General features: G+C 66.7%; 26 protein-coding genes. 19 read left to right on the top strand and 7 right to left on the bottom strand.

Going from position 1 to position 24,222, the window contains the following annotated elements; genetic code table 11:
- The first annotated feature begins 128 nt into the window (after positions 1–128).
- The 7 genes from bioB (at position 129) to KEG38_RS27520 (ending at position 5,788) form a co-directional block, all read left to right on the top strand.
- Positions 129–1,175, top strand: a complete 1,047-nt coding sequence (gene bioB / locus KEG38_RS27495; RefSeq protein ID WP_272422902.1) for a biotin synthase BioB — start codon at positions 129–131, stop codon at positions 1,173–1,175.
- Between the two features lie 185 nt (positions 1,176–1,360).
- A complete protein-coding gene (locus KEG38_RS27500; RefSeq protein WP_272422903.1) occupies positions 1,361–1,783 on the top strand; it encodes a DUF6210 family protein in 423 nt (140 codons plus the stop codon).
- A 127-nt stretch (positions 1,784–1,910) separates the two neighbouring features.
- On the top strand, positions 1,911–2,270 hold the full coding sequence (locus KEG38_RS27505; protein WP_272422904.1) for a DUF6188 family protein: 360 nt from the start codon (positions 1,911–1,913) through the stop codon (positions 2,268–2,270).
- Positions 2,271–2,792: 522 nt separating this feature from the next.
- Entirely contained in the window at positions 2,793–3,203 is a 411-nt protein-coding gene (locus tag KEG38_RS56075) for a GFA family protein (RefSeq protein ID WP_372518197.1), read from the top strand.
- 1 nt (position 3,204) lies between these two features.
- Positions 3,205–4,329, top strand: coding sequence for an alpha/beta hydrolase family protein (locus tag KEG38_RS27510; protein ID WP_272422905.1), 1,125 nt, complete (start codon positions 3,205–3,207; stop codon positions 4,327–4,329).
- A 25-nt stretch (positions 4,330–4,354) separates the two neighbouring features.
- Positions 4,355–5,032 (top strand): hypothetical protein, encoded by a 678-nt coding sequence (locus tag KEG38_RS27515; protein ID WP_272422906.1) that lies wholly within the window; start codon positions 4,355–4,357, stop codon positions 5,030–5,032.
- Between the two features lie 192 nt (positions 5,033–5,224).
- Positions 5,225–5,788: a peptidase associated/transthyretin-like domain-containing protein gene (locus KEG38_RS27520; protein ID WP_272422907.1), complete on the top strand. Its 564-nt coding sequence runs from the start codon at positions 5,225–5,227 to the stop codon at positions 5,786–5,788.
- On the opposite strand, the gene KEG38_RS56080 is transcribed toward KEG38_RS27520, so the two are convergent.
- Both KEG38_RS56080 and KEG38_RS27525 read right to left on the bottom strand, forming a co-directional pair.
- Positions 5,730–6,017, bottom strand: a complete 288-nt coding sequence (locus KEG38_RS56080) for a metallopeptidase TldD-related protein (protein WP_372518198.1) — start codon at positions 6,015–6,017, stop codon at positions 5,730–5,732. The two genes, KEG38_RS27520 and KEG38_RS56080, sit on opposite strands and share 59 nt — an antisense overlap.
- Complete coding sequence (locus tag KEG38_RS27525; protein WP_272422908.1) at positions 5,912–6,187, bottom strand: hypothetical protein; 276 nt, start codon at positions 6,185–6,187, stop codon at positions 5,912–5,914. Before KEG38_RS27525 ends, KEG38_RS56080 begins: the two co-directional genes overlap by 106 nt.
- A 356-nt stretch (positions 6,188–6,543) precedes the next feature.
- Here KEG38_RS27525 and KEG38_RS27530 point away from each other — a divergent pair, with 356 nt between their 5' ends.
- The 3 genes from KEG38_RS27530 (at position 6,544) to KEG38_RS27540 (ending at position 9,780) form a co-directional block, all read left to right on the top strand.
- The gene (locus KEG38_RS27530; RefSeq protein ID WP_272422909.1) at positions 6,544–6,954 is read left to right on the top strand and encodes a hypothetical protein; all 411 of its coding nucleotides are present in this window, start codon (positions 6,544–6,546) and stop codon (positions 6,952–6,954) included.
- A gap of 267 nt (positions 6,955–7,221) precedes the next feature.
- The gene (locus KEG38_RS27535) at positions 7,222–7,740 is read left to right on the top strand and encodes a hypothetical protein (protein ID WP_272422910.1); all 519 of its coding nucleotides are present in this window, start codon (positions 7,222–7,224) and stop codon (positions 7,738–7,740) included.
- A 294-nt stretch (positions 7,741–8,034) separates the two neighbouring features.
- A complete protein-coding gene (locus KEG38_RS27540; RefSeq protein ID WP_272422911.1) occupies positions 8,035–9,780 on the top strand; it encodes an amidohydrolase family protein in 1,746 nt (581 codons plus the stop codon).
- 572 nt (positions 9,781–10,352) lie between these two features.
- Here KEG38_RS27540 and KEG38_RS27545 read toward each other — a convergent pair.
- Entirely contained in the window at positions 10,353–10,496 is a 144-nt protein-coding gene (locus tag KEG38_RS27545) for a hypothetical protein (protein WP_272422912.1), read from the bottom strand.
- Between the two features lie 431 nt (positions 10,497–10,927).
- Between KEG38_RS27545 and KEG38_RS27550 the strand changes: the two genes are divergently transcribed.
- Positions 10,928–11,446, top strand: a complete 519-nt coding sequence (locus tag KEG38_RS27550) for a hypothetical protein (protein WP_272422913.1) — start codon at positions 10,928–10,930, stop codon at positions 11,444–11,446.
- A 103-nt stretch (positions 11,447–11,549) separates the two neighbouring features.
- Here KEG38_RS27550 and KEG38_RS27555 read toward each other — a convergent pair whose 3' ends face one another.
- Positions 11,550–11,945 (bottom strand): VOC family protein, encoded by a 396-nt coding sequence (locus KEG38_RS27555; protein WP_272422914.1) that lies wholly within the window; start codon positions 11,943–11,945, stop codon positions 11,550–11,552.
- A 414-nt stretch (positions 11,946–12,359) separates the two neighbouring features.
- Between KEG38_RS27555 and KEG38_RS27560 the strand changes: the two genes are divergently transcribed.
- The 4 genes from KEG38_RS27560 to KEG38_RS27575 all read left to right on the top strand — a co-directional run bounded on the left by KEG38_RS27560 (position 12,360) and on the right by KEG38_RS27575 (position 15,790).
- A complete protein-coding gene (locus tag KEG38_RS27560; protein WP_272422915.1) occupies positions 12,360–12,653 on the top strand; it encodes a hypothetical protein in 294 nt (97 codons plus the stop codon).
- A gap of 92 nt (positions 12,654–12,745) precedes the next feature.
- Entirely contained in the window at positions 12,746–13,861 is a 1,116-nt protein-coding gene (locus KEG38_RS27565) for a PDDEXK family nuclease (protein ID WP_272422916.1), read from the top strand.
- Positions 13,862–14,023: 162 nt separating this feature from the next.
- Positions 14,024–14,851 carry a hypothetical protein gene (locus tag KEG38_RS27570; protein WP_272422917.1) on the top strand — a complete coding sequence of 276 codons (828 nt, stop codon included), beginning with the start codon at positions 14,024–14,026 and terminating at the stop codon, positions 14,849–14,851.
- Positions 14,852–15,337: 486 nt separating this feature from the next.
- The gene (locus tag KEG38_RS27575; protein ID WP_272422918.1) at positions 15,338–15,790 is read left to right on the top strand and encodes a hypothetical protein; all 453 of its coding nucleotides are present in this window, start codon (positions 15,338–15,340) and stop codon (positions 15,788–15,790) included.
- Positions 15,791–15,844: 54 nt separating this feature from the next.
- Here KEG38_RS27575 and KEG38_RS27580 read toward each other — a convergent pair whose 3' ends face one another.
- Positions 15,845–16,321: a hypothetical protein gene (locus KEG38_RS27580; RefSeq protein ID WP_272422919.1), complete on the bottom strand. Its 477-nt coding sequence runs from the start codon at positions 16,319–16,321 to the stop codon at positions 15,845–15,847.
- Positions 16,322–16,743: 422 nt separating this feature from the next.
- Here KEG38_RS27580 and KEG38_RS27585 point away from each other — a divergent pair, with 422 nt between their 5' ends.
- Entirely contained in the window at positions 16,744–17,223 is a 480-nt protein-coding gene (locus KEG38_RS27585; RefSeq protein ID WP_272422920.1) for a hypothetical protein, read from the top strand.
- Positions 17,224–17,360: 137 nt separating this feature from the next.
- On the opposite strand, the gene accC is transcribed toward KEG38_RS27585, so the two are convergent.
- On the bottom strand, positions 17,361–18,866 hold the full coding sequence (gene accC / locus KEG38_RS27590) for an acetyl-CoA carboxylase biotin carboxylase subunit (protein ID WP_272422921.1): 1,506 nt from the start codon (positions 18,864–18,866) through the stop codon (positions 17,361–17,363).
- Between the two features lie 84 nt (positions 18,867–18,950).
- Here accC and xseA point away from each other — a divergent pair, with 84 nt between their 5' ends.
- The 3 genes from xseA to KEG38_RS27605 are packed head-to-tail and all read left to right on the top strand — an operon-like array spanning position 18,951 to position 23,339.
- The gene (gene xseA, locus KEG38_RS27595; RefSeq protein WP_272422922.1) at positions 18,951–20,414 is read left to right on the top strand and encodes an exodeoxyribonuclease VII large subunit; all 1,464 of its coding nucleotides are present in this window, start codon (positions 18,951–18,953) and stop codon (positions 20,412–20,414) included.
- Positions 20,404–21,339 carry a shikimate dehydrogenase family protein gene (locus KEG38_RS27600; RefSeq protein WP_272422923.1) on the top strand — a complete coding sequence of 312 codons (936 nt, stop codon included), beginning with the start codon at positions 20,404–20,406 and terminating at the stop codon, positions 21,337–21,339. The genes xseA and KEG38_RS27600 overlap by 11 nt, the downstream gene beginning before the upstream one ends.
- On the top strand, positions 21,336–23,339 hold the full coding sequence (locus tag KEG38_RS27605; protein WP_272422924.1) for an amylo-alpha-1,6-glucosidase: 2,004 nt from the start codon (positions 21,336–21,338) through the stop codon (positions 23,337–23,339). Before KEG38_RS27600 ends, KEG38_RS27605 begins: the two co-directional genes overlap by 4 nt.
- Here KEG38_RS27605 and KEG38_RS27610 read toward each other — a convergent pair.
- Positions 23,293–24,219: a glycosyltransferase family 2 protein gene (locus tag KEG38_RS27610; RefSeq protein WP_272422925.1), complete on the bottom strand. Its 927-nt coding sequence runs from the start codon at positions 24,217–24,219 to the stop codon at positions 23,293–23,295. The two genes, KEG38_RS27605 and KEG38_RS27610, sit on opposite strands and share 47 nt — an antisense overlap.
- Positions 24,220–24,222 lie beyond the last annotated feature (3 nt).

Here is a 24,222-nt window from a genome sequence, read left to right on the forward strand (position 1 = left end):
CCTCTGCGTTTTTGTCCGGGAAGAACGTGCCAGATCGGTGCCAGGCCCTGGCCGCGCAGGGGGGCGAGCTCGGGCGGGGTGGGGCAACGACTTTTCGCGCGGGCCATTGTCGGCTACACCGGCCGGCCATGACCGAGGCTCACCCTTCTGACGCTTGGGGCTCCGGGTCGCCTTCGGCGCCCTTCGCCCCAAACCCCATCCGCCACGACTGGACTGTGGACGAGGTCGTCGCGATCCACGACCTGCCGCTCTTTGCTTTGATGGACCGCGCGCGTGGTGTGCACCGGGCGCACCACGTCGATGGGGAGGTGCAGCTCTGCACGCTGCTCAGCGTGAAGACGGGCGGCTGCCCCGAGGATTGCGCCTACTGCCCGCAGTCGTCGCACCACGACACGAGCACGTCGCCGGAGAAGATGCTCGACGTCGACGGCGTGCTCGAGGCGGCCGACCGCGCGAAGGCCGCGGGCTCGACGCGCTTCTGCATGGGCGCGGCGTGGCGCGAGGTGAAGGACGGCCCGGCGTTCGACCGGGTGCTTGCGATGGTGCGCGGCGTGAAGGACCGCGGGCTCGAAGCGTGCGTGACGCTCGGCATGCTCACCGAGGAGCAGGCGAAGAAGCTGAAGGACGCGGGGCTCGACGCGTACAACCACAACCTCGACACGTCGCGCGAGCACTACCGTTCGATCATCTCGACGCGCACGTACGACGAGCGGCTCGTGACGCTGCGCAACGTGCGCAAGGCGGGGATCACGGTGTGCTCGGGCGGGATCATCGGGATGGGCGAGTCGGTGCGGGATCGCGCGGCGATGCTGGTGGAGCTCGCGCGCCTTCGTCCGCACCCGGAGAGCGTGCCGATCAACGCGCTCGTGCGGGTACCGGGCACGCCGCTCGAGAGCCTGCCGCCGCTCGACCCGGTGGAGTTCATCCGGATGATCGCGACGGCGCGCATCGTGTTCCCGAGAAGCATGGTGCGCCTGTCGGCCGGCCGAACGGACCTGTCGCGCGAGGCGCAGATGATGTGCCTGTACGTCGGGGCGAACTCGATCTTCTACGGCGACAAGCTGCTCACGACGCCGAACCCGGAGGCGGATGAGGACACGGCGCTCATCCGGGATGCGGGGCTCACGGCGCGGAAGCCTGCGGTGGGGCTGTCGGACGCGGCGGCGGAGGAGTGAGGTAGGGCAGGGGCCCGCGTGTCAAGGGTTTTTGGGGGACACGCGGGCGGCCTGTCGATCGACACTTGAGGCCGCAGCGGGATAACCAGCACGAGGGGGGCGGTTATGCGGTGGCGCTCTCATTACATCGGACAAGACCCGGCCAAGGTGGGGAGCGTGGTCCGGACCTCGCAGGGAGATGGAGAATGGCGGCGCTCATCCGACTCTACGAAGCAGGACTGGGGGTCATCATCCAGCACCCGAGCGGTGTTCTGTATACAAACCAAACCTGCGGCACTTGCTGTGATCATCCCGAGGTGGAGGGCGTCTTTGTCCCGTTCGATGCCGAGGAGAGCTGGTTGCGGCTCAACGCCCACTTCGAGGGCTCGAAATATCGGGGGACTGGCGCCATGCACGGCATCGATGAGGAGGACGCGACCTTCATCGAGTCAATCTTGCGCGACGGACGCATCGGTGTCCCTCTCGTTGTGGATCGCTCCCGCCTCAAGGATTCGCATGAGGCCTGGGTACAAGTGCTCATTGAAGGCGAGGTTGAGCCATTTCCTACTGCCTCCGGTTTCGGCCCATATCCCCGGCGAGGAGTGCTGACGTGGCCGAACTCTGACTGACAACAGCGGGCCCGCCGGCCAACACTGGGGCTGAGATCGGAGAGTGTCTCCGCGGCCGGTACTTCTGGGAAGCTGACCTCGACGATCGCTCGCCAGTTGTCGAGCAACGGGGGAATTGATGCCGAGAATGGGTTACACGCTCCCCCTGGCCGGACACGCACTCCGCGACGTTGAAGGGGACGGTCGCTTCCACCTCGCGTTCGATGACACTGCAGAGAGCCGCCTGTTCCTCGACGGCCCCTTCTCCCTTTCTGCCGGAGGCGACGCCGAGGAGTACGTACCGCCGCATCCCGAATGGGTGCGAGACGTCCTCCTGTCGCTGGTCGGCGCGCGAGTCGAGTCCGCGCGCTTCGACAGACACAGCAACCTTCGAATGAGGTTTGCTGGCGAGCGCGAGCTTTTCGTGCCCGATGGCCCGTTCGAGAACTGGCACTACTCGAACAACGAGGGTACCTGGCTGCACGGAGGCGTCGGTCGTGTCGCCTGACTGCACGAAGGGGCAGCTGCTCAACTCGCGGCTGCTGGCGGCCTGGTTTCCAAGCCTCTTTGCGGTGGCATTTCATATGCCGTCGTCACTCGGGTGCTCTTCGCCGGAGAGCACGGAAGGCCCGAGTCCGATCCAATCGGTGTGTACGACGCAGGATGTGCCCCCGTCGAGTGCACCGACCGCATCCGCCATTCCACCGCCTACCTCCAAAGTCGAGCCTTTGCAACAGCGACGCTCGGACCATTGGATGAGTCGCACCTCGCGGTGCTGTGGGGCACTTCATCACAATGCGAACGCCGCTCCGAAGGCAATGAAAGTGGAATACTTGGCGGCAAGGCGCATCTGCGACAAGTTCGTCGGCACTCCGGTGCCTGAATCTGAAGATGAGTGGCTCGCTCAAATTCGGGCGCCCCTCGTAAACGCACCTGTTCCGGCGTCATGCAAGTGATGCTGGTGATCCCTGGAGACCCGGTCCCGGCGCTGGCGGGCCGAGGGAGCCAGAAACAAGATAGGAGAGAGGTCATGCCGTTGACTGGTGGTTGTTTCTGCGGAAAAGTTCGGTACCAGATTGATGCCCCGCTTGGACCAGGGCGCAGTTGCCACTGCTCTCGATGCAGAAAAGCATTCAGCGGGACCGGGTCCGCTTACGCGGAAGTCGTGCCGGGTTCATTCTCGTGGCTCAGTGGGGAGGACAATCTCACCTTCTATGAAACGACGCCTGGATGGGGCCTGTGCTTCTGCCGGACCTGTGGAAGCACGCTGTGCGGCACATCCGGAGAGAAGGTGCACGGAGTGACGCTTGGTAGCGTGGATGGAGATCCGGGCGTCCAGATCGAGATGCATATCTTCGTCGGCTCGAAGGCGCCCTGGGATCACATTGGGGGAGATGCCCCTCAGTACGCGGAGTTCCCTCCCCAGAATCCGCCGAGCTAGCGTGCAGCAGGCGACCCCCACGGACGACATCGATCGCGAAATGGCCGCCATGAAGCCGGTCGGGCGCGGGCGTGTCGTCGCGCGGATGCTTGGTGCCATTGCACTGGTGTTGCTTGCCCCCGTTCTGATCCTCCTCGTTGCCGCAAACGGCGTGACGACGTCCACCCTGGCCCTCGGGGCGCTGTCGGTGGCGATCGGCCTGATGACCATGGTACGACCTCCGCCCGATGGATCCAGGCGGGTCGCATGGATCACGACCACAGCCCTGTGTTTGACCGGCGTCTCGACGTTCGTCGTCACAAGATTGCTCGCCGTACCTCCGCCGCAGGAATTTCATTTCGTCGAGGAAGGTCGCCGCGACGCGTCGCCTCCATGGCTCAGCCGGCTCGCGGACGAACGGGAAACGGTCCTGGCTGGATTGTACTTCTCGGATGTGCTGGGGCTCATCAAGGGGCGTGAGAGGGATCACCTCGACCAGCTCCTTCGCGACGCCTACGCGGAATCATCGCGCGCTTGGCCCAATGCCGTCCTCATCGAGTCCTCGTCCCATGCCTCGAGACACCTCGAGCATGTTCCGAGGGGTGGGGGGGCCGTTCCGTGTATCGTTTTTCTCCACGGCTTCGGCGGTCAACTCACGGCCTATGTACGGGTGCTCCACCAGGCGTTCGGCGACCGGTTCGTCATCGTCGCGCCTTTCTTCGACTACACGGGCGCATTCTGGACACCACGCGGCAAGGCGGTGGTCAGCGCTCTCGTCACGAAGCACTTGCCCCCCGAGGTAGATCGATCGCGTATCTTCCTCGTCGGTCTGTCGAATGGCGCGACTTCTGCGACTGCGATCCTGCAGGATCCAGAGCTGTCACGGCAGTTCCGAGGATTCGTCCTCGTTTCCGGGATCGGCGAGGTCGTGCAGCCGAACCCGGGGGCGAACGTCCTTCTGATTGCAGGCACCGACGACCCACGGTTTCCGCTGGATCACATCCAGAGCACGGCCGAATCGCTGCGGGGGAGCGGGGCTCGGGTCAACGTCGAGACGTTTCCAGCCGACCATTTCCTGTGGTTGAGCCACGCACGAGAAATGACGGCAGCCATCGACAACTGGCTATCATCGCAATTGCGGGAGTGATTGTACCCGCGACTCGGGTGTATGCATGCGCGAAGACATCCTTGAACAACTCGTCGACGACCATCTTCAGCTTCAGGGCTACTTCACGCGTCACAACCTGAAGTTCAAGCCCCGGTCGGATCATCTCGCCTTCAGCAAGAGGCACGATTCCAATCACAGTGACATCGACGTTGTGGGCTTTCATCCGACGCGCCTTGGCGATGACCGAGTGGTCGCCGTGAGCTGCAAAAGCTGGCAGTCGGGGTTCGACGTCAGAAGCAAGCTCGAGGAGGTCACGCAGAACAAACGACGCGGCGGGCGCGAGTCATGGAAGTACTTTCGGGAGCTCGTCGAGCCCAAATGGTCGGAAGCTTTCGTCGATGCCGTTGAAGCCATGACCGGCACGAGGAAGTTCACCTACGTGCTGGCGGTGACTGCGATTCGTGGTGACCGTTCACTGTGGGAGAACCATGCGCCGTTTCGTCAGGCGATTGAGGGGAATTCTATTCGGGTGCTCGCATTGAATGACATGATTGACGGCGTCTGCAGCAACCTCACGACAACGGTGGTACCTTCGCAGCTCGGCCGAACACTTCAGCTCCTGAAGGCTGCTGGTCTCATCGGCAAAGTCGATCCTTCATCCATTGGAGGGGCTGCCCAGCAAGCCGTTGCAGCTGGCGGTGGCCATCGCTCGCCTTCGGCTCGCTCTGGCGCACGCAGCTGAACGCCGGTACGTTGGCCGGCGGGGTACGGCATGACTTGGGACGAGCGGCCATGCTGCAGGTGTTCATTCGCAATGATGACTTGCAGGTGCGCCGCCGGATCCTTCCATCGCTCCGGCTTAAGCCCGAAGCCTACGCGGAGGAGCTGCGGCCGCTCAGTACAGGCCGCCGGTAACAGCACCGTAGGGTTTTCCATGAAGGCTCGCTCCGCGCTCGGCTCGATTCTCCTCTTGCTGACCACTGCCGCCTGCGGCGCGCGCGCGACATCGCCTGGCCCGGCGCCCGGCCCTGTGGCCACGCAGGGGCCTGCGCCGGGCTCGCCCCCCTCGGATCCGGCTGCGTCTCCCCCTTCCCAGGCGCCGCCCGCGGAGGAGCCGCCGGCACCTCCGACCGAGGAAGAGAAAGCGGCCGCAAACGCCCCGCCTTGTACACACCGATCCCTCGTGCTGGTCGAGTCGCTGGTCGTCGAGGTGCAGGACGCGTCGACGGAGCGGTCACTCTGCGACGCAACGGTGACGTTGATGAGCCCGCAGGGGAAAGAGATCCTCAGGCAACCTCGACGGCCTGGGGACTGCAAGTCCTCCTGGGTCGTCGATTCTGCGGGCAACTACACCTTGCGCGCGTCGCACCCTGGTTATGCGCCGCGAAGCAAGACGGTGCTCATCGAGCGGAAAGACTGCGTCTTCCAGGCGCCAGGCTTCAGGCTTCCGCTTTCGCCATTGAAGCGGACACCGCCGGCAGGGGCCGGCGGCAGCTGAGACATCGGCAAGGCTTGCGGCAGCGGGTGACGATCGACTGCTCACGATGGGCGCAGCCGTTGGGCTCTTGTTTGCCGGACGTCCAGATGCCATCCGAGATGAAAACGTCGGAGCCGAGCATCGTCACGTTGCCGAGCATTTCGATCGCATTGCCAATGAGGTTTTGCGGCGCGAGCGGCGCGGTGAGCCTGCCGTCTTCGATGAGGTAGGCCTCCGTCGTGCCGAAGATGGCTGGACACGCACCCCGACGCCCGCGGATACATGGCGCGAAACGGCCTTCAGCGTGTCGTCGCTGAAGGTGAATGCGTCGCCCGCTCGATATTCGAAGAACAGGTCCGCATGGTCGCCGCCGTTCCTCAGCGCGATATCCAGCAGCCGTCGACACAGCGCCTGGTCCATTGGACTCTCCCCCGAGGGCCCAAAGGGTGCCTTGTAGTCGCAGCTCTCCGTCATCGTGCAACGCAGTGTATCCTTACGTGTATCGCGCAAGCAAGCACGAATGACGCGGGAGCGGAAGCGGGGCGAACGGCTTGCGGTCCCCGTGTCACGCGGCCATGACAACGGCTGTCATCCGATCGTGACAGCGTCACGCCCGCGTGACGCGCGGGGGGTGCTGGGCATGCGATACCCAAGCCCACCAAAAACGCTGCGCACGAGGGCGCGGATGCGTGCGCGCGCACCCGACGGCTTTCGGGCACGCGCTTTGCCATATGTGCTGGCGTCGCTGGACGACACAGAGAACGAAGGAGAAGCCCATGAACGTGTCTTTCAATCGAATCGTTGTCGGCGCCGTAGCGTTGCTTGCATTCACGGTGGGCGCCCCCGGATCTGCGAGCGCGGATCCCGCCCCTGCCGCCCAGTGTGGTCCTGATGTCAACGGTACGAACGTGTGCATGGAAGCCGAAGCGACTCTCTCGCAGAGCGTCGTCGAATATTGGGTCTGCCCGACTCGACCCGAGGCTGCCTGCGAGAGGGATTTTCTCGATCTGTCCGCGGGCGGGCCCTTGCCGACGAGTTATTGCGACCTGAGTAACCCGATCGGCTGCGTAGGCATCGACTGCGACAGCGATCTCGGTGGCACCTGGTACCACTGCAGCTTCTCGTTCATGGGCAATCCCTGGTTCGAATGCGTATCGATCCCCGGCATTGGGTGGGATTGCGACTGACCGCAGGGGACGTCCCCCGTCGTTGATTCGGCGCCTGGGTCGCTCAAGTCTCCGGCGGCCTGCAGCAGAACGTCACCGCTTGCCCGGGGTCTTCCTTCACGTCCCCGATCGGCTGGTGAGGGCGAGCCAGACCTCTTGTTCCGCATCGGCCGCGCAGATGGCCGGGGCGCGGAGCCGACGGAACCAGTGTGGGAGCTGGGCGGCGTAGGCCTGGTAAAGGCTGGTGAACGAACCGAGGGCCACGGTTTTGGCTAGGATGCCCGGCCTATGAATATCGCCCGCTTCCTTTGTGCATCCCTGTGCTTGCTCGCCGCCGCGTGCGGCGGTGTGGTCGTGGACCCCGCCCCGGAGGCGCAGCCCAAGGCCGTCCAGCTCTTCGTGCCGGTTGGGGACGGCTGCGCCACGCAACCGCCGCTGGATACGGCCGCCGACGTGATCACGCCGGGCGACACCGGGGACGAGATCGCCGTGACCGACATCTACTTCACGGCGGAATGCACCGGCGCGGGAGGGCAGTACGTGCTCGCGCGCGAGATCGACGGCTTCCGGTACTTCTGGCTCGGCGGGCACGGTTGCCAGCTCGGCGAGGGCCTCGCGTCCGCGACGGGCCTCGTCTTCGGGGTGGTCCGATATCGCTTTACGGCGGGCATCTCCGAGATCCCGCCCGACCTGTGCGTGGCTTGGCCGGGTGAGCCCGACGGACTGCAGACGGACGCGCGCATCTCGGCGGTCGCGCTGTTCGAGCAACTGGAAGAGGCGAAGCAGTTCGCGGCGTCGTTGAAGTGACCCCACAGCATTGTATCGTCCGAACGAACCCCGTTGCCCGATGCGCCCGTTTCGTTTGACGGAGCGCGAGATTAGCATCGCGGAACCCCGAGTGTCGCGCGTACGTCTCCACCCTAACGACAAGCTTGCGCCGGGGTAGTCCGCATCGCTCCTGCGCCGTCACCTGAAATTTTGCAATACAGACCCCAGGAGGCTATACGCCGCGGCCCCGTGCTGGACGTCTTCCTGCGCGGCCACATCGACGTCCATCGCCCGGCGGAGACGCGGGCGATTTTGATCTTGGAGAATTGCACCATGCAACGTAGCCTCATTTTGTCCGCGCTCTGCGCGCTGCTCATCAGCACGACCGGCTGTGACGGTGACGATGGCGGCAGCGGCGGCAGCGGCGGCAGCGGCGCTGAAGGCGGCGCAGGCGGCGCGGGCGGGGAGGGCGGCGCAGGTGGCGCAGGCGGCGCAGGCGGTGCAGGCGGCGCAGGCGGCGCAGGTGGCGCAGGCGGTGGAATGGGCGGCAGCGGCGGAATGGGTGAGTCACTCGAGGAGAAGGTCGCCGCGCAGCTCGAGGCCGTTCGCAACGATCACGCGGCCCTCGTGGAGCTCTTGCGAAAAATGCCGAAGGGCGCCGATTTGCATAGCCACACCTCGGGTGCCGTGACACCCGAGAGCATGATCGAGTGGGGAGCGGCCGACGGGGCCTGCTTCAACACGAGCACGGGTTTTGCCTCCGCCGGGCCTTGCATGGGGGACGCCGTGCCCATGTCGAATGCGCTCAATGACCAGGCCCTCTACGACAGTATGCTGATGGCTTGGTCCATGGAGGGCTTCATGGGCACCCTGCTCCAGGGCCACCAGCACTTCTTCGACGCGTTCGGCAAGTTCGGTGCCGTCCTCAACGAATCCCGCGGCGATGATATGCTCGCGCAGGTCCGCTCGACGGCAGGGCACAACAACCAGGTATACATCGAGCTGATGCAGGGCTTCGGTTCGGGCACCGTCGGCACCATCGCCGAGTCCAAGGTCATGCCGGGCGACGGGTGGGATGAGCCCTACCTCTTGCAGAAGCGAACCGAGATCATCGCGGACCCCGGCTTCCAGACAGCCATCAACAACGCAAAGGCGAGCATCGCGAGCGCGCTCTCCGGCTCCGACGTGCTGCTCAACTGTGGCACGGCCATGGCCGATCCCGGCTGCAACGTCGACGTGCGTTTCATGGTCGCCGGGACCCGCACCCGGACGCGCGCCTACGTCTTCGGCCAGTGGGTTTTCGCATTCGAGCTCGCGCAAGTCGTCCCCGAGCTCGTGGGCGTCAACCTCGTCTCGCCGGAGGAGAATGCGAATTCCCTCCTCTATTACAACGACGAGATGCTCGCCGTGAACGTCCTCCGCACCTTCAACGATCAGGATCCGAGCCGGAAGACGGTCCACGTCGGTCTGCACGCGGGCGAGCTCATTCCCGAGGTCCTGCCCATGACGCAGGCAGGTCAGGCGGAGCTCACGTATCACATTCGCAGTGCCGTGGACATCGCGGGGGCGGAGCGAATCGGCCACGGGGTCGACGTGCTCGGCGAGACGTCCGGCGAGGGCGCCGACCAGCTCCTCGCGACCATGGCCCAAAAGGGAGTCATGGTCGAGATCTGCTTGACGTCGAATGACACGCTGCTCGGCGTCGCAGGCGACAAGCACCCGCTCAGCGCATACATTGCGAAGAACGTGCCCGTGGCGCCATCGACCGACGACCAAGGCATCCTTCGAATCGAGATCACGGACGAGTACGTGCGCGCCGTGGAGGAGCACAGCCTCGGCTACATCGCACTCAAGAAGCTCGCCCGGACGAGTCTCGAGCACGCGTTCATCGAGGGCAAGAGCCTCTGGAAGACGCGCGACGACTTCACCACGCGTGTCGAAGAATGCGCGACCGACGTCCCGGGAATGACGCCCTCCGCCGCATGCGAGGCCTTCCTCGAGGCGAACAGCAAGGCACGAATCCAGTGGCAGCACGAGAGCAACACGGCGGCATTCGAGCAGTCCATCGCGCAGCCGTGACGCCTGGGCGCGCCCTGTCGTCGCTTATCGACAGGGAGGCGCTGAGCTGGGGCGTTGCCCCAGGCCCCACCCGGGGCTGTCCGCCCCGGGACCCGGACCAGCGCAAGCGCTGGACTCGGGGTCGATGAACTGCGCGATGCGCAGTTCATCGAACAGGCCAGGTCAAGACCAACGACGACCCTGCCCATCAAGCCGGCAGCGCTGGCGGTTCACCTGGCGACGTCACCAGCGTGAAACGAGCCTTCGCGGTCTTGCCACCGGCCTGTGGGAAGAACTGCGCACCGCGCAGTTCTTCCCCAAATGGTCCAGGGCTTGCCCTGGTTCGGGTCGAGGGGCGAATAGCCCCCGCGGGGCCCGGGGCAGCGCCCCGGCGCGACGCCTGTGGAACACCCTCTCAGAGGCATTCGACGATGCTACCCGAGCACGTCTTGCCGCCCTGCGAGCATCCCTTCGCGATCAGGCACGGGCAGAGCCCGTCGTTGCAATCAAACGGGAGACCGACGCAACCGACCTCGGACTCGACCGACGAGCTTTTTACGCAGAACTCATCCGACTTGCAGGCCGCGCAAACATCACCCGAGCCCCCCGAGCCGCTGCTCGCGCTCGAGCTTCCGCTGCTCGCGCTCGACGAGCCCCCCGATCCCCCCGATCCGCTGCTCGCGCTGCTGCTCCCGCAGCTGTCGATGGCTGCGCATGAGCTCGCGCTCACGACGCACGCCTTGGCCTCGTCCGACAGCATCGAGCAGCCATCGCTGCAATTCGGGGGCACCTGCCCGCACTGCTTTCCGATGGCCGCGCAGACGTCGGCGCACGACGGGTTGCCTGACGAGGTCCCACCGCCGCCGTCCGAGCCTGACCCCTCGTTCGAGTCCCCGCTACACGCACCGAGTAGAAAAGTAAGGAACAAGCAACCAAGAACCGCATCACGAATGTTCATGCGGCGTCCTGCTAGCCCAGACACGAAGCAAACGCACTGCCTCGAATCGTACAGTGTCCGACACGCGGTCGTGCCTTTCGCCCGCCAAAGGTAGCGCCGGGCGAGCCGTTCGGGGGCTGAGGGGATGTGGTTCGAGCGGAACACCGAGGGCGGGCCGCGCCATTCCGTAGAACGAAGGAGGGTCACGGTTCTTGCTAGGATGCCCGGCCTATGAATATCACCCGCTTCCTTTGTGCCTCTCTGTGCCTGCTGGCCGTCGCGTGCGGCGGTGTCGTCGTGGACCCCGCCCCGGAGGTGCAGCCCAAGGCCATTCAGCTCTTCGTGCCGGACGGGGAGGGCTGCGCCACGCGGCCGCCGCTGGACACGGCCGCCGCCGTGCTCGCGCCGGGCGACACCGGGGACGAGATTGCCGTGACCGACATCTACTTCACGGAGGAGTGCACCGGCGCAGGAGGGCAGTACGTGCTCGCGCGCGAGATCGACGGCTTCCGGTACTTCTGGCTCGGCGGGCACGCTTGCTATTTCGTCGAGGGGCTCGCGTCCGAGACGGGCCTCGTCTTCGGGGTGGTCCGATATCGCATGACGGCGGGTATCTCCGAGATCCCGGCCCACGTGTGCGTGGCTTGGCCAGGTGAGCCCGACGGCCTGCAGACGTACGCGAAAACCTCGGCGATCGCGCTGTTCGAGCAACTGGAAGAGGCGAAGGCGTTCGCGGGGGCGTTGAAGTGAGCGGCTCATTCCTTCGCGGGTGATGGCGGCTTGAAAGCTTCGTGCGGATCCATGTAGAAGCCGAGATCGACGCTTCCCTCGAATTCAAGCCGCCCGCCCGGGGCTATCCGTTCGGCACATCGGCAGGATCGACCTGCCGGCGCCGCATGCAGCCGACCTCGATCGCAATCGAGCCCGGCCCTCTGCAATAGAACATCACCCCGCGGTTATTCTGGATCACGTCCGTGATGGGACCGATCCCATCCGCGACGAGGCGCGCGTGATGCCGGCGCACCTCGTCTTCATCGTCGATGTGGAAGCCGATATGGAACTCCTCGGGGTAGGACGCCTGCGCGTCCTGCGTTCGCTGGAGCACCAGCGTGAACCCGTGGCGGTCCGAGAGGATCGCAATCGCGGGGGACTTGCGGTTGCTGCAAAGCTCGAGGTCGAAGTAGCGCTCGAAGAACTCGACAGCGGCGCGAACGTCGGGAACCTGCAGGTCCAGGTGATTGAGTTTCATGAGAGCCTCCACGTTGGACGCACACGTGCGTCATCGTGCCGTGGGTCTCACTCCGTGCTGGAGGGACAAGGGCTCCCGACCTGGGAGTGACCGGGGCTCACCGAACCGGTCCGCCGTTTTTCGACAGGACGAGGCGTACCATGCCTGGCACGCGGATGCAAAGCGCCGCACCGCAATCCAGTCGTTTGCCTCGAGCCGTACGGGGCCGCTCCGGGCTTCACGCGCCCGCTTCCTTTGTTCATCCCTGTGCTTGCTCGCCGCCACGTGCGGCGGTGTGGTCGTGGACCCCCCCGGAGGCGCAGCTCAAGGCCGTCATGTTCTTCGTGCCAGACGGGGACGGCTGCGCCACGTAGCCGCCGCTGGACACGGCTGCCGACGTGATCACGCCGGGCGACAAGCGGGGACGAGATCGCCGTGACCGACATCTCCTTTACGGAGGTGTGCACCGACGCGGGAGGGCAGTACGGCTTCCGGCACTTCTGGCTCGGGCACGGTTGCCAGCTCGGCGAGAGGCTCGCGTCCGCGACGGGCCTCGTCTTCGGGGTGGTCCGATATCGCATGACGGCGGGCATCTCGGAGATCCCGCCCGAACACTGCGTGGCTTGGCCGGGTGATCCCGACGGTCTGCAGACGGACGCGCGCATCTCGGCGGTCGCGCTGTTCGAGCAACTGGAAGAGGCGAAGGCGCTTGCGGCGTCGTTGAAGTGATCGGGATACCGCCCTCACGGGGTGGAGAGATGTAGAGTGTTCATTCGCGAGACGTCACAGCGATGACCATGGCAGGATAGCGAGACACAACCATGACCGCGAAGATCTTTCTCCTTGGAAAAGATGACGTGATATCCGAAGTCGAAGAGGCCGTGTACGAGAGCGAGGACGCCCTTCAGTCGCTCCTGGCGCGCTTTCCAAGTCTGTTGGCGGGCGACGAGATGACGCCGAATGCCCCACGGCGGTGGCTACTCGTATCTCGCGAGATGGCCGTCCCCGATAGTGAGGATGGCGGCGGGCGATGGAGCCTCGATCACCTGTTCGTCGATCAAGACGGAACGCCCACATTCGTCGAGTGCAAGCGGTCCACGGACACACGCGCGCGTCGCGAGGTCGTGGCGCAGATGCTGGACTACGCAGCGAACGGTATCAGGTACTGGTCAGCCGACGCCATTCGACAAGCCGCTGTGGAGCGTGCACGAGACGCTGGAAGCTCGCTCGACGAGGAGGTGCGTAAGCTCATCGAGCCCGGATCGATCGACTCCGTGGACGCGTTCTGGAAGACCGTCGAGAAGAAGCTTCGGACTGGAGAGGTCCGCCTCGTCTTCGTGGCGGATGTCATCCCCCCAGAACTCCGCCGTCTCGTCGAGTTCCTCAACGAGCAAATGAGCACCGTCGAGGTCTTGGCCCTTGAAGTGAAGCAGTACCTCGGCTCCAACCAGAAGGTCCTTGTCCCGCGTCTCGTCGGCCGCACCGAGGCCGCGGCCATCCATCACGAGCGCGCGGGCACGGGCACCGGACGGCGAACCGATCGAGATCGGTTTCTCTCCGCGTGTACTCCCGCGGGCGCACCACTGTTCGCATTTCTGCTCGATGAGGCCGCACGACGAGGGCACCACATCTACTGGGGTAGTAGCGGGTTTTCCCTCGGTGCACACTTCCCCACGCCCTCCGACCGCTGGAGCTTCGCGTATGGGTATCCCCCTGACGATTTCCAGTTCTACTTCCAAGATGGCGCTCCCTGGTCCACGGACGAAAATGCCAGTGCTTTTCGGAAGGAGCTACTGTCTACCGGTATCTTCCGCGAGGCGGGTCGCCTCACCCTCAAATCGAGGGTCGATCAAGTGACGAGCGAGCGCGCCCACCAGGTAGCTCGAAGAATCTTCGCCCTGGTGGATGACTCGATCCGTCGAGCGAACGCCAAATGATGCGCACCATCGAGCCCCATTTCACTCGCTCCGTCCTTGCCGAACGTGCTGCACCACTCTGTGTTGCACGCCGATGGCGGGGTATCCCCGCCGCGGGGGGCCACGGCATTCGGCGGGCGGAAGTTACACTTGGCGCGCCGGCAGCCCGCTAGGAGGCACGAAGTGACCGAGGACAAGAAGAACCAGCCCATTGTTTCGGGAAAAGAGATTACCGCGACCGTCGTTGCTGCAGGAGCGGCGGCAGGCCAGGCGCTCACCATAAGCCCCGCGGCAGATCCGACTGCTTTGGCCGCAGCAGCAGTGCTCGTCGCACTCTTCCCACCGGTCATTGCTGCCATAAGTGAGGTTGCCATCCGTCGCATGCGAGCAAGAGCCGATCGCTTCTACGCGTCGGTTGTTGCTAGCTGGGCGCGCGACAGCGAGGTTACCGCTGCAGAGATTGCTGGCATCCTTGAAGCACGCAAGGAAGACCCGAACGTAGCGGATGCAATCTGGCGGGCCGTACGAGCGCTGATGGACGCACCGAATGACGATGCCGCTGTGCCGCTTGGCGTTTTGGCCGCCGAGTATGCTCGCGACAAGCGTGCTGCCGACTCTTTCTTTCGTGGGACTGTACGACTTCTCGCCGAACTGTCCGCCCAAGAACTTCGAGACCTGCGCCGAGTCGTACGCTGGATCATTGGCACAAGCGATAGTGCCAATGAGGTTACGCTCGTTGCGTTCGATCGTGACGCTAGTGCTGGGCCGAATGCGCCAGATTGGCCCAGTGTTCCCTGGCGTGTACTCCTTTTCGACAAGAAGACATCATTACGAGATCCCGATGCAATTCTTGAAGGGCTTCAGGATCCAGCACGAATCCTGTCGCTCCTGAAGAACGAATACCTTGCTTTCCCTGGTACCCGTAGTTGGTATGGGGCCAGCCCTATGCAGGTCGGCATTCGAACCGATATCGTTCGCCGGCTCGCGAACATCTTGGGAGATCCGGAGTAGCAGCGGCATGTCGCTCGTGTAGATCCGCAACACCGTCGATCTGCGATACCGAGCGCCCAATGCCCGCAGCCGTGATCTCCACCGCCTTGCCCCTGGAGACGGACACCACCGCTCTGGTTCTTCCTCGGCCTCGTGACCGCGCGCTTGCCGGTCTTGGGAATCCGGTTCTGCCCGCCGTGGCCCTTCGTGGTGACGCGATCGGCGGTGAGGGTGAACTCCTCGCGGATCTGAAGATCGACATCCCAGCCCGAGGTCGCACGCGTCAGCGCGGGGATGACGTACTTCGTCGTGATGTCGCGTTCGCTGAGGTCCTTCTTCTTCATGGCGGCGGAGGGGGGGGAGGGCCAGAGTACGGGAGGTGGGGGGCGGGGCTTAAGCCCCTCGATGCCTGGAAGATCAGCCTGTGCCACGAGTCCGGGCTGTTGCCCGAATGTTGTGTAGTTCGCTCCCTATTTCTACGATGGTCTCGACGCGGAGGTGGGGGGCATGCGCGCGCTCGTGGGTGGCGTGCTTTTCGTGGGGTTCGTCGTGCTCGGCCCGGCTTGCTGGGAGCCCGAGTGCAAGAACCCGAAGAGGGGAGCGCCGAACGGCGAGGCGGGCGCCCGCGAGGGGGTTCTCGTCCAGTGTAACGTGGTGCTGACCTGCGCGGTGCCAGGCGGAGGTGACCGTCGATTCCCCTTGGTGGGAGCGGAGGACGCGCAGATCATCAACCGAGGAAGCTCCAGCAACAACGAGGATGCATGCGTAATGAGGGCAAAGGAGCGCGGAATCAGCGGGAAGTGCAGCATCCTCGAGGTTTCCCCCAGGGTCATCTGTCTCGACGCTCCCGGTTCGAACGGCTGCGGGGCCCCGGGCGATGGTACCGTCATCATCGCGGGGAGTGCGGCCAGCGGCGATTTCAAGAGCGACCCGCAGGGCACGGGCGGAACGAATCGTTAGGGCGTCGGATACGGCGCGCCAGGGGGGATGTGAAACGGGATCCGCGAGAACGTCTCAGTTTCTGCGGTCAGGCGGCAGGTACCATTGCTTGCCGACGAGCGCGGGGCACCTGCGCTCCACCTCCGGGAAGAAGCACGCCTCGAACGCCTCCCACTGGGCCTTCGAGACAACCTCCGGAAGCTCGTACGCGTTGCAGAGGTCCTTCACCTCGTTGACGTTGCGCCAGAAGAGCGCCCCCGCCTCATCCTCGCACGGCTTGCACCAGATCGGATCGAGCTCCGTGCACGCCACGTGATTCGGGCATTTCGCCATCACGCAGCCGGCCTGGCAGGCTTCCTCCTGCCCCTCGGGCGGCTTCTCGCAGATCTCCCCGCCCGCCTCGCACAACTCGAACACCGCGGCGAGGTCCTTGTCGCAGGCGTCCGCCCCGAGCGTGTCCGACGAGGCGCGGCGGACCTTCAGGCCGACACCGACGGCGACGGCGATCGGCAGGGTGATCGCAGCGGCGAAGAGCTTTTTTTGGCGGGTCATGTGCCGTATCCCCCGTGTGCCCCTGGCCACTCTACAGGAACCGTCGCGCGCTCGCGAATGTTTCGCGTCTCCGGAAACACGCGTCCGTCATCCTCGGCGATGACCTCGTAGGCCTTTGCCCACGCCCTCGCCGCCCTCCCCATATTCGCCCGTCCGTCGCCCCAACGAATCCGCCTCACCTCCCCATCGCCCCCGACCCCCGCCGCCCCGACCTCCTCCTCTCCCGCGACACGTCCTCGTGTCTCCGGAGACTCGGCCCCGCCCCGTCACCCCATCGCCCCCATCCCCCCGCGTATACGTCCCCGTCGCCTTCTTGCTCGGCCTCCATTCTTGAAGACACGGCCTCGTCCAACACGCGTGCTGCAATCATGCAGCCCGACTGTACAGCCCTAGACCCCCCGCTTTCGGGGAGGAGTCTTCCCATGTCCGATCCCAAGCATCCCAAGCCGAATGATCAGGTCATCGACGTCTCGGACCTTGCTCTCGTCGACATCACGCCCGACCACATCAGCCGTCTGAGCAAGCTGCGCGAGGGGTATGACGTTGCCGTCAAAACCGTCGTGACCGCCTCGCCCGTCGCTCTCCAGCGCGCCGGCATTCATCCGGGTGAGGTCGCGGCGCTCGCCGCGAATTGGGTCGATGTCGAGCGCATCGACGAGGTCGTGCCTGCCGTCGAGAAGCTCCTCGAGCTCCTCCACGAGACGCGCCTCATGCGGGGCCATGAGATCGCGATGCGGCTTGGCGAGATGGCGCAACAGATCCGCCGCCGTGCCGATCGTTCTCCCGACGGCGCTGAGATCCTCGCCCCCTTCGAGGACCTGCTCGCCTACCAGTCGGGCCCCGCGCTCAAAGCCGTCGCGACCAAGGAGAAGGCGCGCGCAAACGAGGACACGCCCGCCTAATTCAGCGTCCTCATGCATCGGCCGCATCGCGGCCGATGCACAAAGGTCCAGGGCTTGCCCTGGTCCGGGTCCAGGGGTGGACAACCCCTGGTCGGGACCGGGGTGAAACCCCGGCGCTACGCTGCCTGCCTGCCTGCCTACCGCATCACCCTCGCCCGATGCTGCTCCACCCACGGTGACAGCCGCCCGCGGTCTTCGAGCGCCTGCCCCTCCGTCCTCCGCGACTTCATCTCCGCCCTCGCCGCCGCCACTGCAATCGCTGCGGCCAGCGTTGCCTCGTCCTCCTCGTGCACGTCCGAGTAGCCGAGCAGCGCTTCCTTGTTCTCCTCGATGAAGCCTGTCGTGTAGCGGCCTTCGACGAACGCCGGATGCGCGAGCAGCTTCTCGTGGAACACGATGTTCGTCTTGATGCCCGTCACCACGTATTCCGACAGCGCGCGACGCATGCGCTGGATTGCGGTCTTTCGATCCGGCCCCCACACGCTCACCTTCGAGATCAGCGGGTCGTAATGGCTTGGCACCGTTGCGCCTTCGTAAAAGCCGTTGTCGTCGCGCACCCACGGGCCCGCGGGCACGCGTAGCGCCTCGATCTTCCCGGGGCTCGGCAAAAAGCCGATCGGATCCTCGGCGTAGATGCGGCACTCGATTGATGCGCCTCGACGCACGATCTCCTCTTGCCGCCACGACAGCCGCTCGCCTGCGGCCACCCGCACCATCTCGGAGACGAGGTCCGTCCCCGTGATCCACTCCGTGATCGGGTGCTCCACCTGCAGACGCGTGTTCATTTCGAGGAAGTAAAAACTTCCGTCTTCGCCGAGCAGGAATTCGAACGTCCCGGCCGAGAAGTAGCCGACCGAGAGCGCGCCCTTCACGGCCACCTCGCCCATGCGGCGGATGAGCTCGGGCGTTGCGACCGGGCAGGGGGTCTCTTCGACGACCTTCTGGTGGCGACGCTGGATCGAGCAGTCGCGCTCGAAGAGGTGGACCATGTTGCCGTGACGATCCCCGATCACCTGGATCTCCACGTGACGCGGCCGCAGGATCGCTTTCTCGATGTAGACCGTGGGATCGCCGAATGCGCGCGCGGCCTCGCTCTGGGCGCGCTCGAACGCGCTCGCCATCTCGTCCGCGTTGTGCACGAGGCGCATGCCCTTGCCGCCGCCGCCCATCGCTGCCTTGATCAGCACCGGGTAGCCGACGCGCTCGGCCGTCGCGCGTGCTTCCTCGACTGTGGAGGCGTCGCCGCCGGGCGTGATCGGGACGCCTGCGGCGGCCATTTTTGCGCGCGCGGCGGTCTTCGAGCCCATCGCGGCCATCGCGCGTGACGGGGGGCCGATGAAGGTGATGCCGGCGCGCTCGCAGGCTTCCGCGAACTCGCTCTTTTCCGAGAGGAAGCCGTAGCCGGGATGGATCGCGTCGGCGCCGGATTTGCGCGCGGCGTCGAGCACGCGCTCGATGTCGAGGTAGCTCTCGCGGGCGGGGGCCGGGCCGATGCAGTAGGCCTCGTCGGCGACCCTCACGTGGAGCGATTTGCGGTCGGCTTCGCTGTAGACGGCGACGGCGGCGATGCCCATCTCGTGCAGCGTGCGGATGATGCGGACGGCGATCTCGCCGCGGTTGGCGATGAGGACCTTGCGGATCACGGACGCCACGTAGCACGGCTCGGGGCGGGCGGGTGCAAGGAAACCCTTTCCCTCTGGCCAGTTACGAGCTACCTCTCGCCCGCCGTGCAACGACGAGAATCGGGCCCTGCGGTCTCTTTTCACGGGGCCGGAGACCCCGACGAGGTGGCGGCCTACCAGCCTCGGGGGTCCTTTGAGTCCCGCGCCGCCGCGGAGGAGCCCGAGGTCCTCTCCGTGGCCGCGCTCGATCAGCGCCTTCGTCGTGTCGTCGAGGGCGCGACGCAGGACGTGCGGGTCCTCGGCGAGGTCGGAGGCTTCCGGCCTCACGCGAGCGGGCACGCGTACTTCACGCTCAAGGACGAGCGCGAGGACGCCTGCATCGACTGCGTCATGTACAAGACGGCCTCGCCGCGGGCGCGCAAGCTGCTCGCGGACGGGGCGCGCGTCGTGCTGATCGGGCGCGCGACGGTGTACGTGCCGCGGGGAAAACTCCAGTTCTCCGTGACGGATGTGCGGCCGGCCGGGCGCGGCGCGCTGCTCGAAGCGCTGGAGCGGCTCAAGCAGAAGCTCGCCGGGGAGGGGGTCTTCGCGGCCGAGAGGAAACGCGCGTTGCCCGTGGATCCGGCGGTGATCGGGGTCGTGACGAGCGGCAACGGCGCGGCCATCCACGACATCGTGACCGTGTCGTACCGGCGCGGCGCGCCGCGGATCCTGCTCGCGCGGGCGACGGTGCAAGGCCCAGGGGCCGCGCAGTCGATGGCCCGCGCGCTCGATCAGCTCGCGCGTGTGCCTGAAGTCGAGGTCGTGATCCTCGGGCGCGGCGGCGGATCGGCCGAGGATCTCTCCGCTTTCAACGACGAGGCGCTCGTCCGGAAGGTGGCGAGTTTCCCTGTGCCGGTCGTGAGCGCCGTCGGGCACGAGGTCGACGTGACGCTGACGGATCTCGCGGCGGACGCGCGTGCGGCGACGCCGTCGCAGGCCGCGGAGATGCTCGTCGCGGATCGGATGGAGCGGCGCAAGCAGCTCCGGCACCTGGTCACGCGCATGTGGCGCGCCACGCGGCAGACGATCGAGCGTCGGCGGGTCGTCGTCGACAGGCTCGCGCGGTCGATCGGCTCGCCCGCGGATCTGCTCGCGGAGCGGGAGCAGAAGCTCGACGAGCTGAACATGAAGCTCGAACGCGCGATGGAGCGGGCGACGGCGCGGCGCAAGGAAGAGCTCTCGGAGATCGAGCGGCGGCTCGGGGCGCGGCATCCACGGGCGGTGATCGCCGGGGCGCGTGCGGCGATCGGTCCGCTCGAGGTGCGGCTCGTGGCGGCGGAGCGACGCAGGGTCGAGCGGCTCCGGACGACGCTCGGGCGGCACGCGGCGCGGCTCGATGCGCTCTCGCCGCTCGGGGTGCTCGCGCGTGGGTACGCCATCGCGACGAACGCGTCGGGGCGCGCGGTGCGGGCTGCGAAGGAGGTCGCCGTGGGCGAGTCCATCACGGTGCGGGTGCACGAGGGCGCGCTGCGCGCCGAGGTCACGGCCGTGCTCGATCCGGGGGAAGGCGAGGGGAATGATGGCTGAGGGAAAGGTCTTCGCCGTCCTCGGGCATCCGGTGGCGCACTCGCTCTCGCCGGTGATTCATACGGTCGCGTACGCGTCGCTTGGCCTGCCGCACGTGTACCGGGCGATCGACGTGCCGACCGCGGGCGAGCTGCTCGCGGTCGTCGACGAGGTGCGGCGGGGCGCGATCGCCGGGGCGAACGTGACCTTGCCGCATAAGCGCGCGGTGCTCGATCTCGCCGACGAGGTCGACACGAGCGCGGCCGAGCCGGGCGCGGCGAACGTGCTTTGCCGCGGCGACGACGGCCGGCTCCGGGCCTACAACACGGACGCGGATGCCCTCGCGGACGACATCGCCGCGCTCGCGCCCGACGCATCGCGTAAGCGGGCGATGATCATCGGCGCGGGCGGGGCGGGGGTCGCGGCCGTGGCCGCGTGCAAGAAGTTGGGGTTCAAAGTGATCGCGGTGACGTCGCGCTCGTGGGCGCGGTCGGAGAACGTCGAGACGGCGCCGTCGGCCGAGCAGGTGCGGCGGATGGGGGCGCTGCCGCTGCCCTGGCCTTCGCCGGGTGAACCCGCGCCGGACAGTTTTGCCTCGCAGGCGCTCCGGCTCCAGTGGTGGGATCTCGCGCGGGGCGCGTCACTCGTCGTGCAGGCCACGAGCGCGGGCATGCTCGGCAAGGACCCGGGCGAGTCGGTCCGGGATGTCGTTCCCTGGGACGATCTCGGAAGCGACACGTTCGCCTACGACGTCGTGTATACCCCAAGGATGACCCCGTTCCTGCACGCCGCCGCCTCCCGTGGCCTCCGGGCCGAAGGCGGGCTCGGGATGCTCGTCAGGCAGGCCGCCCGATCGATCGTGCTCTGGACCGGGCAAGAGCCGCCGCTCGACGTGATGCGACGCGCGGCCGAGGACACGCTCGATCGCGGAGGGCACACGGTATGAGCGGGCGCGGGGGCGCCTCGGACGAGTCGATCTGGCCGCATGTCGACGTGAGGCACGATCTCGGTCGTGCGCTCTTCCGCGAGTGGGTCGCGGGCAACGGCGCCGGCGCCTACGCGAGCTCTTCCATCGCGTGCATGCACACGCGCCGCTACCACGGCCTGCTCGTCGCCGCGCTCGAGCCGCCGCGCGCGCGGCACGTCGTGCTCTCGCACGTCGACGTCGCGGTGAAGTCACTCGCGCCGCGCGGGATGTGGGATCTCGCGACGCACCAGTTCCCGGGGATCAACCCGGAGCGCGGGCCGTTTTACCTCGACCGCTTCGATCAGGATCCGGTGCCGCGCTGGACCTACTCCGTCGGGGGAGGTGAGCTCGAGGTGCTGCTCGCGCTCGTGCGCGGGGAGAACGCGGCGGTGCTGCGCTACACGTGGCGCGGTCCGCAGCCGGTCGTGATCACGCTGCGGCCGCTGCTCGCGATGCGGCACATGCACGCGCTGATGCGCGAGCACGGAGCGATGGAGCAGCGGGTGGAGCTGCGCGCCGGCGAGATGCGCGTGCGTCCGATGCGCGCGCTGCCGAAGCTCTGCTTCCGCTACGAGGGCACGTTCGTGGGCTCGCCGGACTGGTGGCGGCGCTTCGAGTACCTCATCGAGCGGGATCGAGGGCTCGAGTTCCAGGAGGATCTCTGGACGCCGGGCGTGTTCGAGATCCGCGCGGATGGATCGGGCACGCCGAGCTTCCTCGTCGTCGGCGTGGAGAAGCTGCCCGAGGGCAAACCCGAGGATCTCATCGCGGCCACGACGGCGGCGCTCGAAGCCGAGGATCCGGGGCCCGAGCGGTCCGCGCTCGAGCGCAAGCTCTCGGTCGCGGCGGAGCTCTACCGCGCGGATCTCGCGCCGGAGCCGGGGATCGTCGCGGGGTATCCGTGGGCCGAGGGCTGGGGGCGCGACAGCTTGATCGCGCTGCCGGGGCTGTACCTGGCGACGGGCAAGATCGAAGAGGCGAAGCGCGTGGCGCGCCGGATCGTGGCGAGCATGGAGGGCGGGCTCGTGCCGAGCCGCAGGGCCGATGAAGACGGCCGCCCCGACACGGCTTCGGCCGACGCGACGCTCTGGCTCTTCGAGGCGGCGCGGTGTTTTGCCGATGTGCTCGGCGCGTCGGATCCGTTCCTGCAGAGCGAGCTCGTGCCGGCGATGATGGCCTCGTTCGAGGCGATCCTGCGCGGCGACGCGCCGAACGGGATCCGCGTGACGACGGATGGTCTGCTCGCGGCGGGCAAACCCGGCGACGCGCCGACGTGGATGAATGCGCGCGCGTTCGGCAGGCCGGTGACGCCGCGCGTGGGCTGCGCGATCGAGCTGTCGGCGTTGTGGGCGCGGGGCTGTCACACGCTCGCGCGGCTCGCGCACGCGGCGGGCGCGGAGTCGCTCGCCGATCGGGCCGACATCGCGTGCCGCAGGGCGCGGGCCGCGTTCCATGCGCGGTTCTGGTGCGAGCAGACGTCGTATCCGTTCGACGTGATCTCCGAGTCGCTGACGGGCGAAGGCGCGTTCCAGGACGCGTCGGTCCGGCCGAACGCGATCCTCGCGCTGGCCATCGATCCGGCCTGCTTCTCGCCAGAGCGGGCGCGCGCGACGATCGCGCGGGCGCGGGCCGAGCTCGTGTCGCCCGCGGGGCTCCGGACGCTCGCGCCTTCGGATGCCGCGTACCACGGGTACTACGGCGGCAACGTCGTCGAGCGGGATGCCGCGTATCACCAGGGGACGGCCTGGCCGTGGTTGCTCGGGTTTTACGCGCGCGCCGTGCGCAGCGTGCTGCCGGCGGAGGATCCGCTCGTGGCCGAGATCCCGGATCTGATCGCCGCGGCGGCCGATCGCGAGATCGCCGTGGGGCAGGTGCCGGAGCTCGGGAGCGGCAACATGCCGTTCTCGCCGAACGGCGGTCCGGCGCAGGCCTTCAGCGTGGCGGAGCTCCTCCGCGCCCTGAAGAACGTGCTCGGCTGAGCTCGGCGAGGCCCGCCTTCGCGAGGGTCTTCCACGGGCGCGTGTCGAAGCGGAGGCCGAGGTCGATCGCCTTCCGCGCGAGCTCGCGCGCTCTGCGCGGATCGGTGGCGAGGTTCGCCTCGGCCGAGCGCAGGTAGGCGAGGGCGAGGAAACGGTCGCGCCGCCGCGGATCCGCGAAGAAGCGTGGATGCCGCTGCACCATGATCTCGTGCGTCTCGTGGTAGCGGCGGTCGTAGCTCTTCGAGACCTTCGCGGCGTGGCCGACGCGGTAGCGATAGAGGATCTCGCCGCAGTGGTAGCCACGTCGGCCGGCCTCGGCGGCGCCGATGAGGAAGTCGTAGTCGCCGTTGCCACGCGCGAGCTCGGCCGCGTAACCGCCGAGCTCCACCCAGAGATCCTTGCGGTAGGCGCAGGGGCCGGGCGTGGGTTGTCCCGCGATGAAGTCGTCCCACGTGACCTCGCGCCGGTGCTTGTGCACGAACGATTGGGCGCCGAAGCGCTGGTTGTCGCCGTAGACGAAGGCCGCGTCGGGGTGGCGCTGGAAGGTCTCGAGGACGAGCGCGACGCTGCTCGGCACGAGTTGATCGTCGCCGTCGAGGTAGAAGTGGAACGGCGTCTCGGTCAGCTCGAAGGCTTTGTTGCGCGTCGGGTACGGGCCCATGTTCTCGGGCATCGCGTACTTCACGAGGCGCGGATGCTTGAGCGACGCGAAGATCTCGCGGGTCCGCGCGTGCTCGGTGCCATCCATGACGAGCACGGCGCACCAGCGCGGATCGGTCTGCGCGAGCACGCTGTTCCAGCAGTCGAGCAGCCAGTCGCCCTCGGCGTAGCAGGTGATGCCGATCGTGATGAGCGGCGCGCTGGAAGCGGGGTCCTTCATGCC

Origin of the sequence: Polyangium jinanense, from assembly GCF_028435265.1 — a bacterium.
GTDB classification, from domain to species: Bacteria; Myxococcota_A; Polyangia; order Polyangiales; family Polyangiaceae; genus Polyangium; species Polyangium jinanense.

Excerpts from the sequence above, each read along its gene's own strand:
- KEG38_RS27565 (WP_272422916.1), top strand. The coding sequence starts at position 12,746 with ATGACCGCGAAGATCTTTCTCCTTGGAAAAGATGACGTGATATCCGAA.
- bioB (WP_272422902.1), top strand. The coding sequence starts at position 129 with ATGACCGAGGCTCACCCTTCTGACGCTTGGGGCTCCGGGTCGCCTTCG.
- KEG38_RS27600 (WP_272422923.1), top strand. The coding sequence starts at position 20,404 with ATGATGGCTGAGGGAAAGGTCTTCGCCGTCCTCGGGCATCCGGTGGCG.
- KEG38_RS27500 (WP_272422903.1), top strand. The coding sequence starts at position 1,361 with ATGGCGGCGCTCATCCGACTCTACGAAGCAGGACTGGGGGTCATCATC.
- KEG38_RS27505 (WP_272422904.1), top strand. The coding sequence starts at position 1,911 with ATGGGTTACACGCTCCCCCTGGCCGGACACGCACTCCGCGACGTTGAA.
- KEG38_RS27555 (WP_272422914.1), bottom strand. The coding sequence starts at position 11,945 with ATGAAACTCAATCACCTGGACCTGCAGGTTCCCGACGTTCGCGCCGCT.
- KEG38_RS27610 (WP_272422925.1), bottom strand. The coding sequence starts at position 24,219 with ATGAAGGACCCCGCTTCCAGCGCGCCGCTCATCACGATCGGCATCACC.
- KEG38_RS27535 (WP_272422910.1), top strand. The coding sequence starts at position 7,222 with ATGAATATCGCCCGCTTCCTTTGTGCATCCCTGTGCTTGCTCGCCGCC.
- KEG38_RS27525 (WP_272422908.1), bottom strand. The coding sequence starts at position 6,187 with ATGGACCAGGCGCTGTGTCGACGGCTGCTGGATATCGCGCTGAGGAAC.
- KEG38_RS27575 (WP_272422918.1), top strand. The coding sequence starts at position 15,338 with ATGCGCGCGCTCGTGGGTGGCGTGCTTTTCGTGGGGTTCGTCGTGCTC.
- KEG38_RS27585 (WP_272422920.1), top strand. The coding sequence starts at position 16,744 with ATGTCCGATCCCAAGCATCCCAAGCCGAATGATCAGGTCATCGACGTC.
- KEG38_RS27580 (WP_272422919.1), bottom strand. The coding sequence starts at position 16,321 with ATGACCCGCCAAAAAAAGCTCTTCGCCGCTGCGATCACCCTGCCGATC.
- KEG38_RS27605 (WP_272422924.1), top strand. The coding sequence starts at position 21,336 with ATGAGCGGGCGCGGGGGCGCCTCGGACGAGTCGATCTGGCCGCATGTC.
- KEG38_RS27515 (WP_272422906.1), top strand. The coding sequence starts at position 4,355 with ATGCGCGAAGACATCCTTGAACAACTCGTCGACGACCATCTTCAGCTT.
- KEG38_RS56075 (WP_372518197.1), top strand. The coding sequence starts at position 2,793 with ATGCCGTTGACTGGTGGTTGTTTCTGCGGAAAAGTTCGGTACCAGATT.
- KEG38_RS27540 (WP_272422911.1), top strand. The coding sequence starts at position 8,035 with ATGCAACGTAGCCTCATTTTGTCCGCGCTCTGCGCGCTGCTCATCAGC.
- KEG38_RS27550 (WP_272422913.1), top strand. The coding sequence starts at position 10,928 with ATGAATATCACCCGCTTCCTTTGTGCCTCTCTGTGCCTGCTGGCCGTC.
- KEG38_RS27530 (WP_272422909.1), top strand. The coding sequence starts at position 6,544 with ATGAACGTGTCTTTCAATCGAATCGTTGTCGGCGCCGTAGCGTTGCTT.
- KEG38_RS27520 (WP_272422907.1), top strand. The coding sequence starts at position 5,225 with ATGAAGGCTCGCTCCGCGCTCGGCTCGATTCTCCTCTTGCTGACCACT.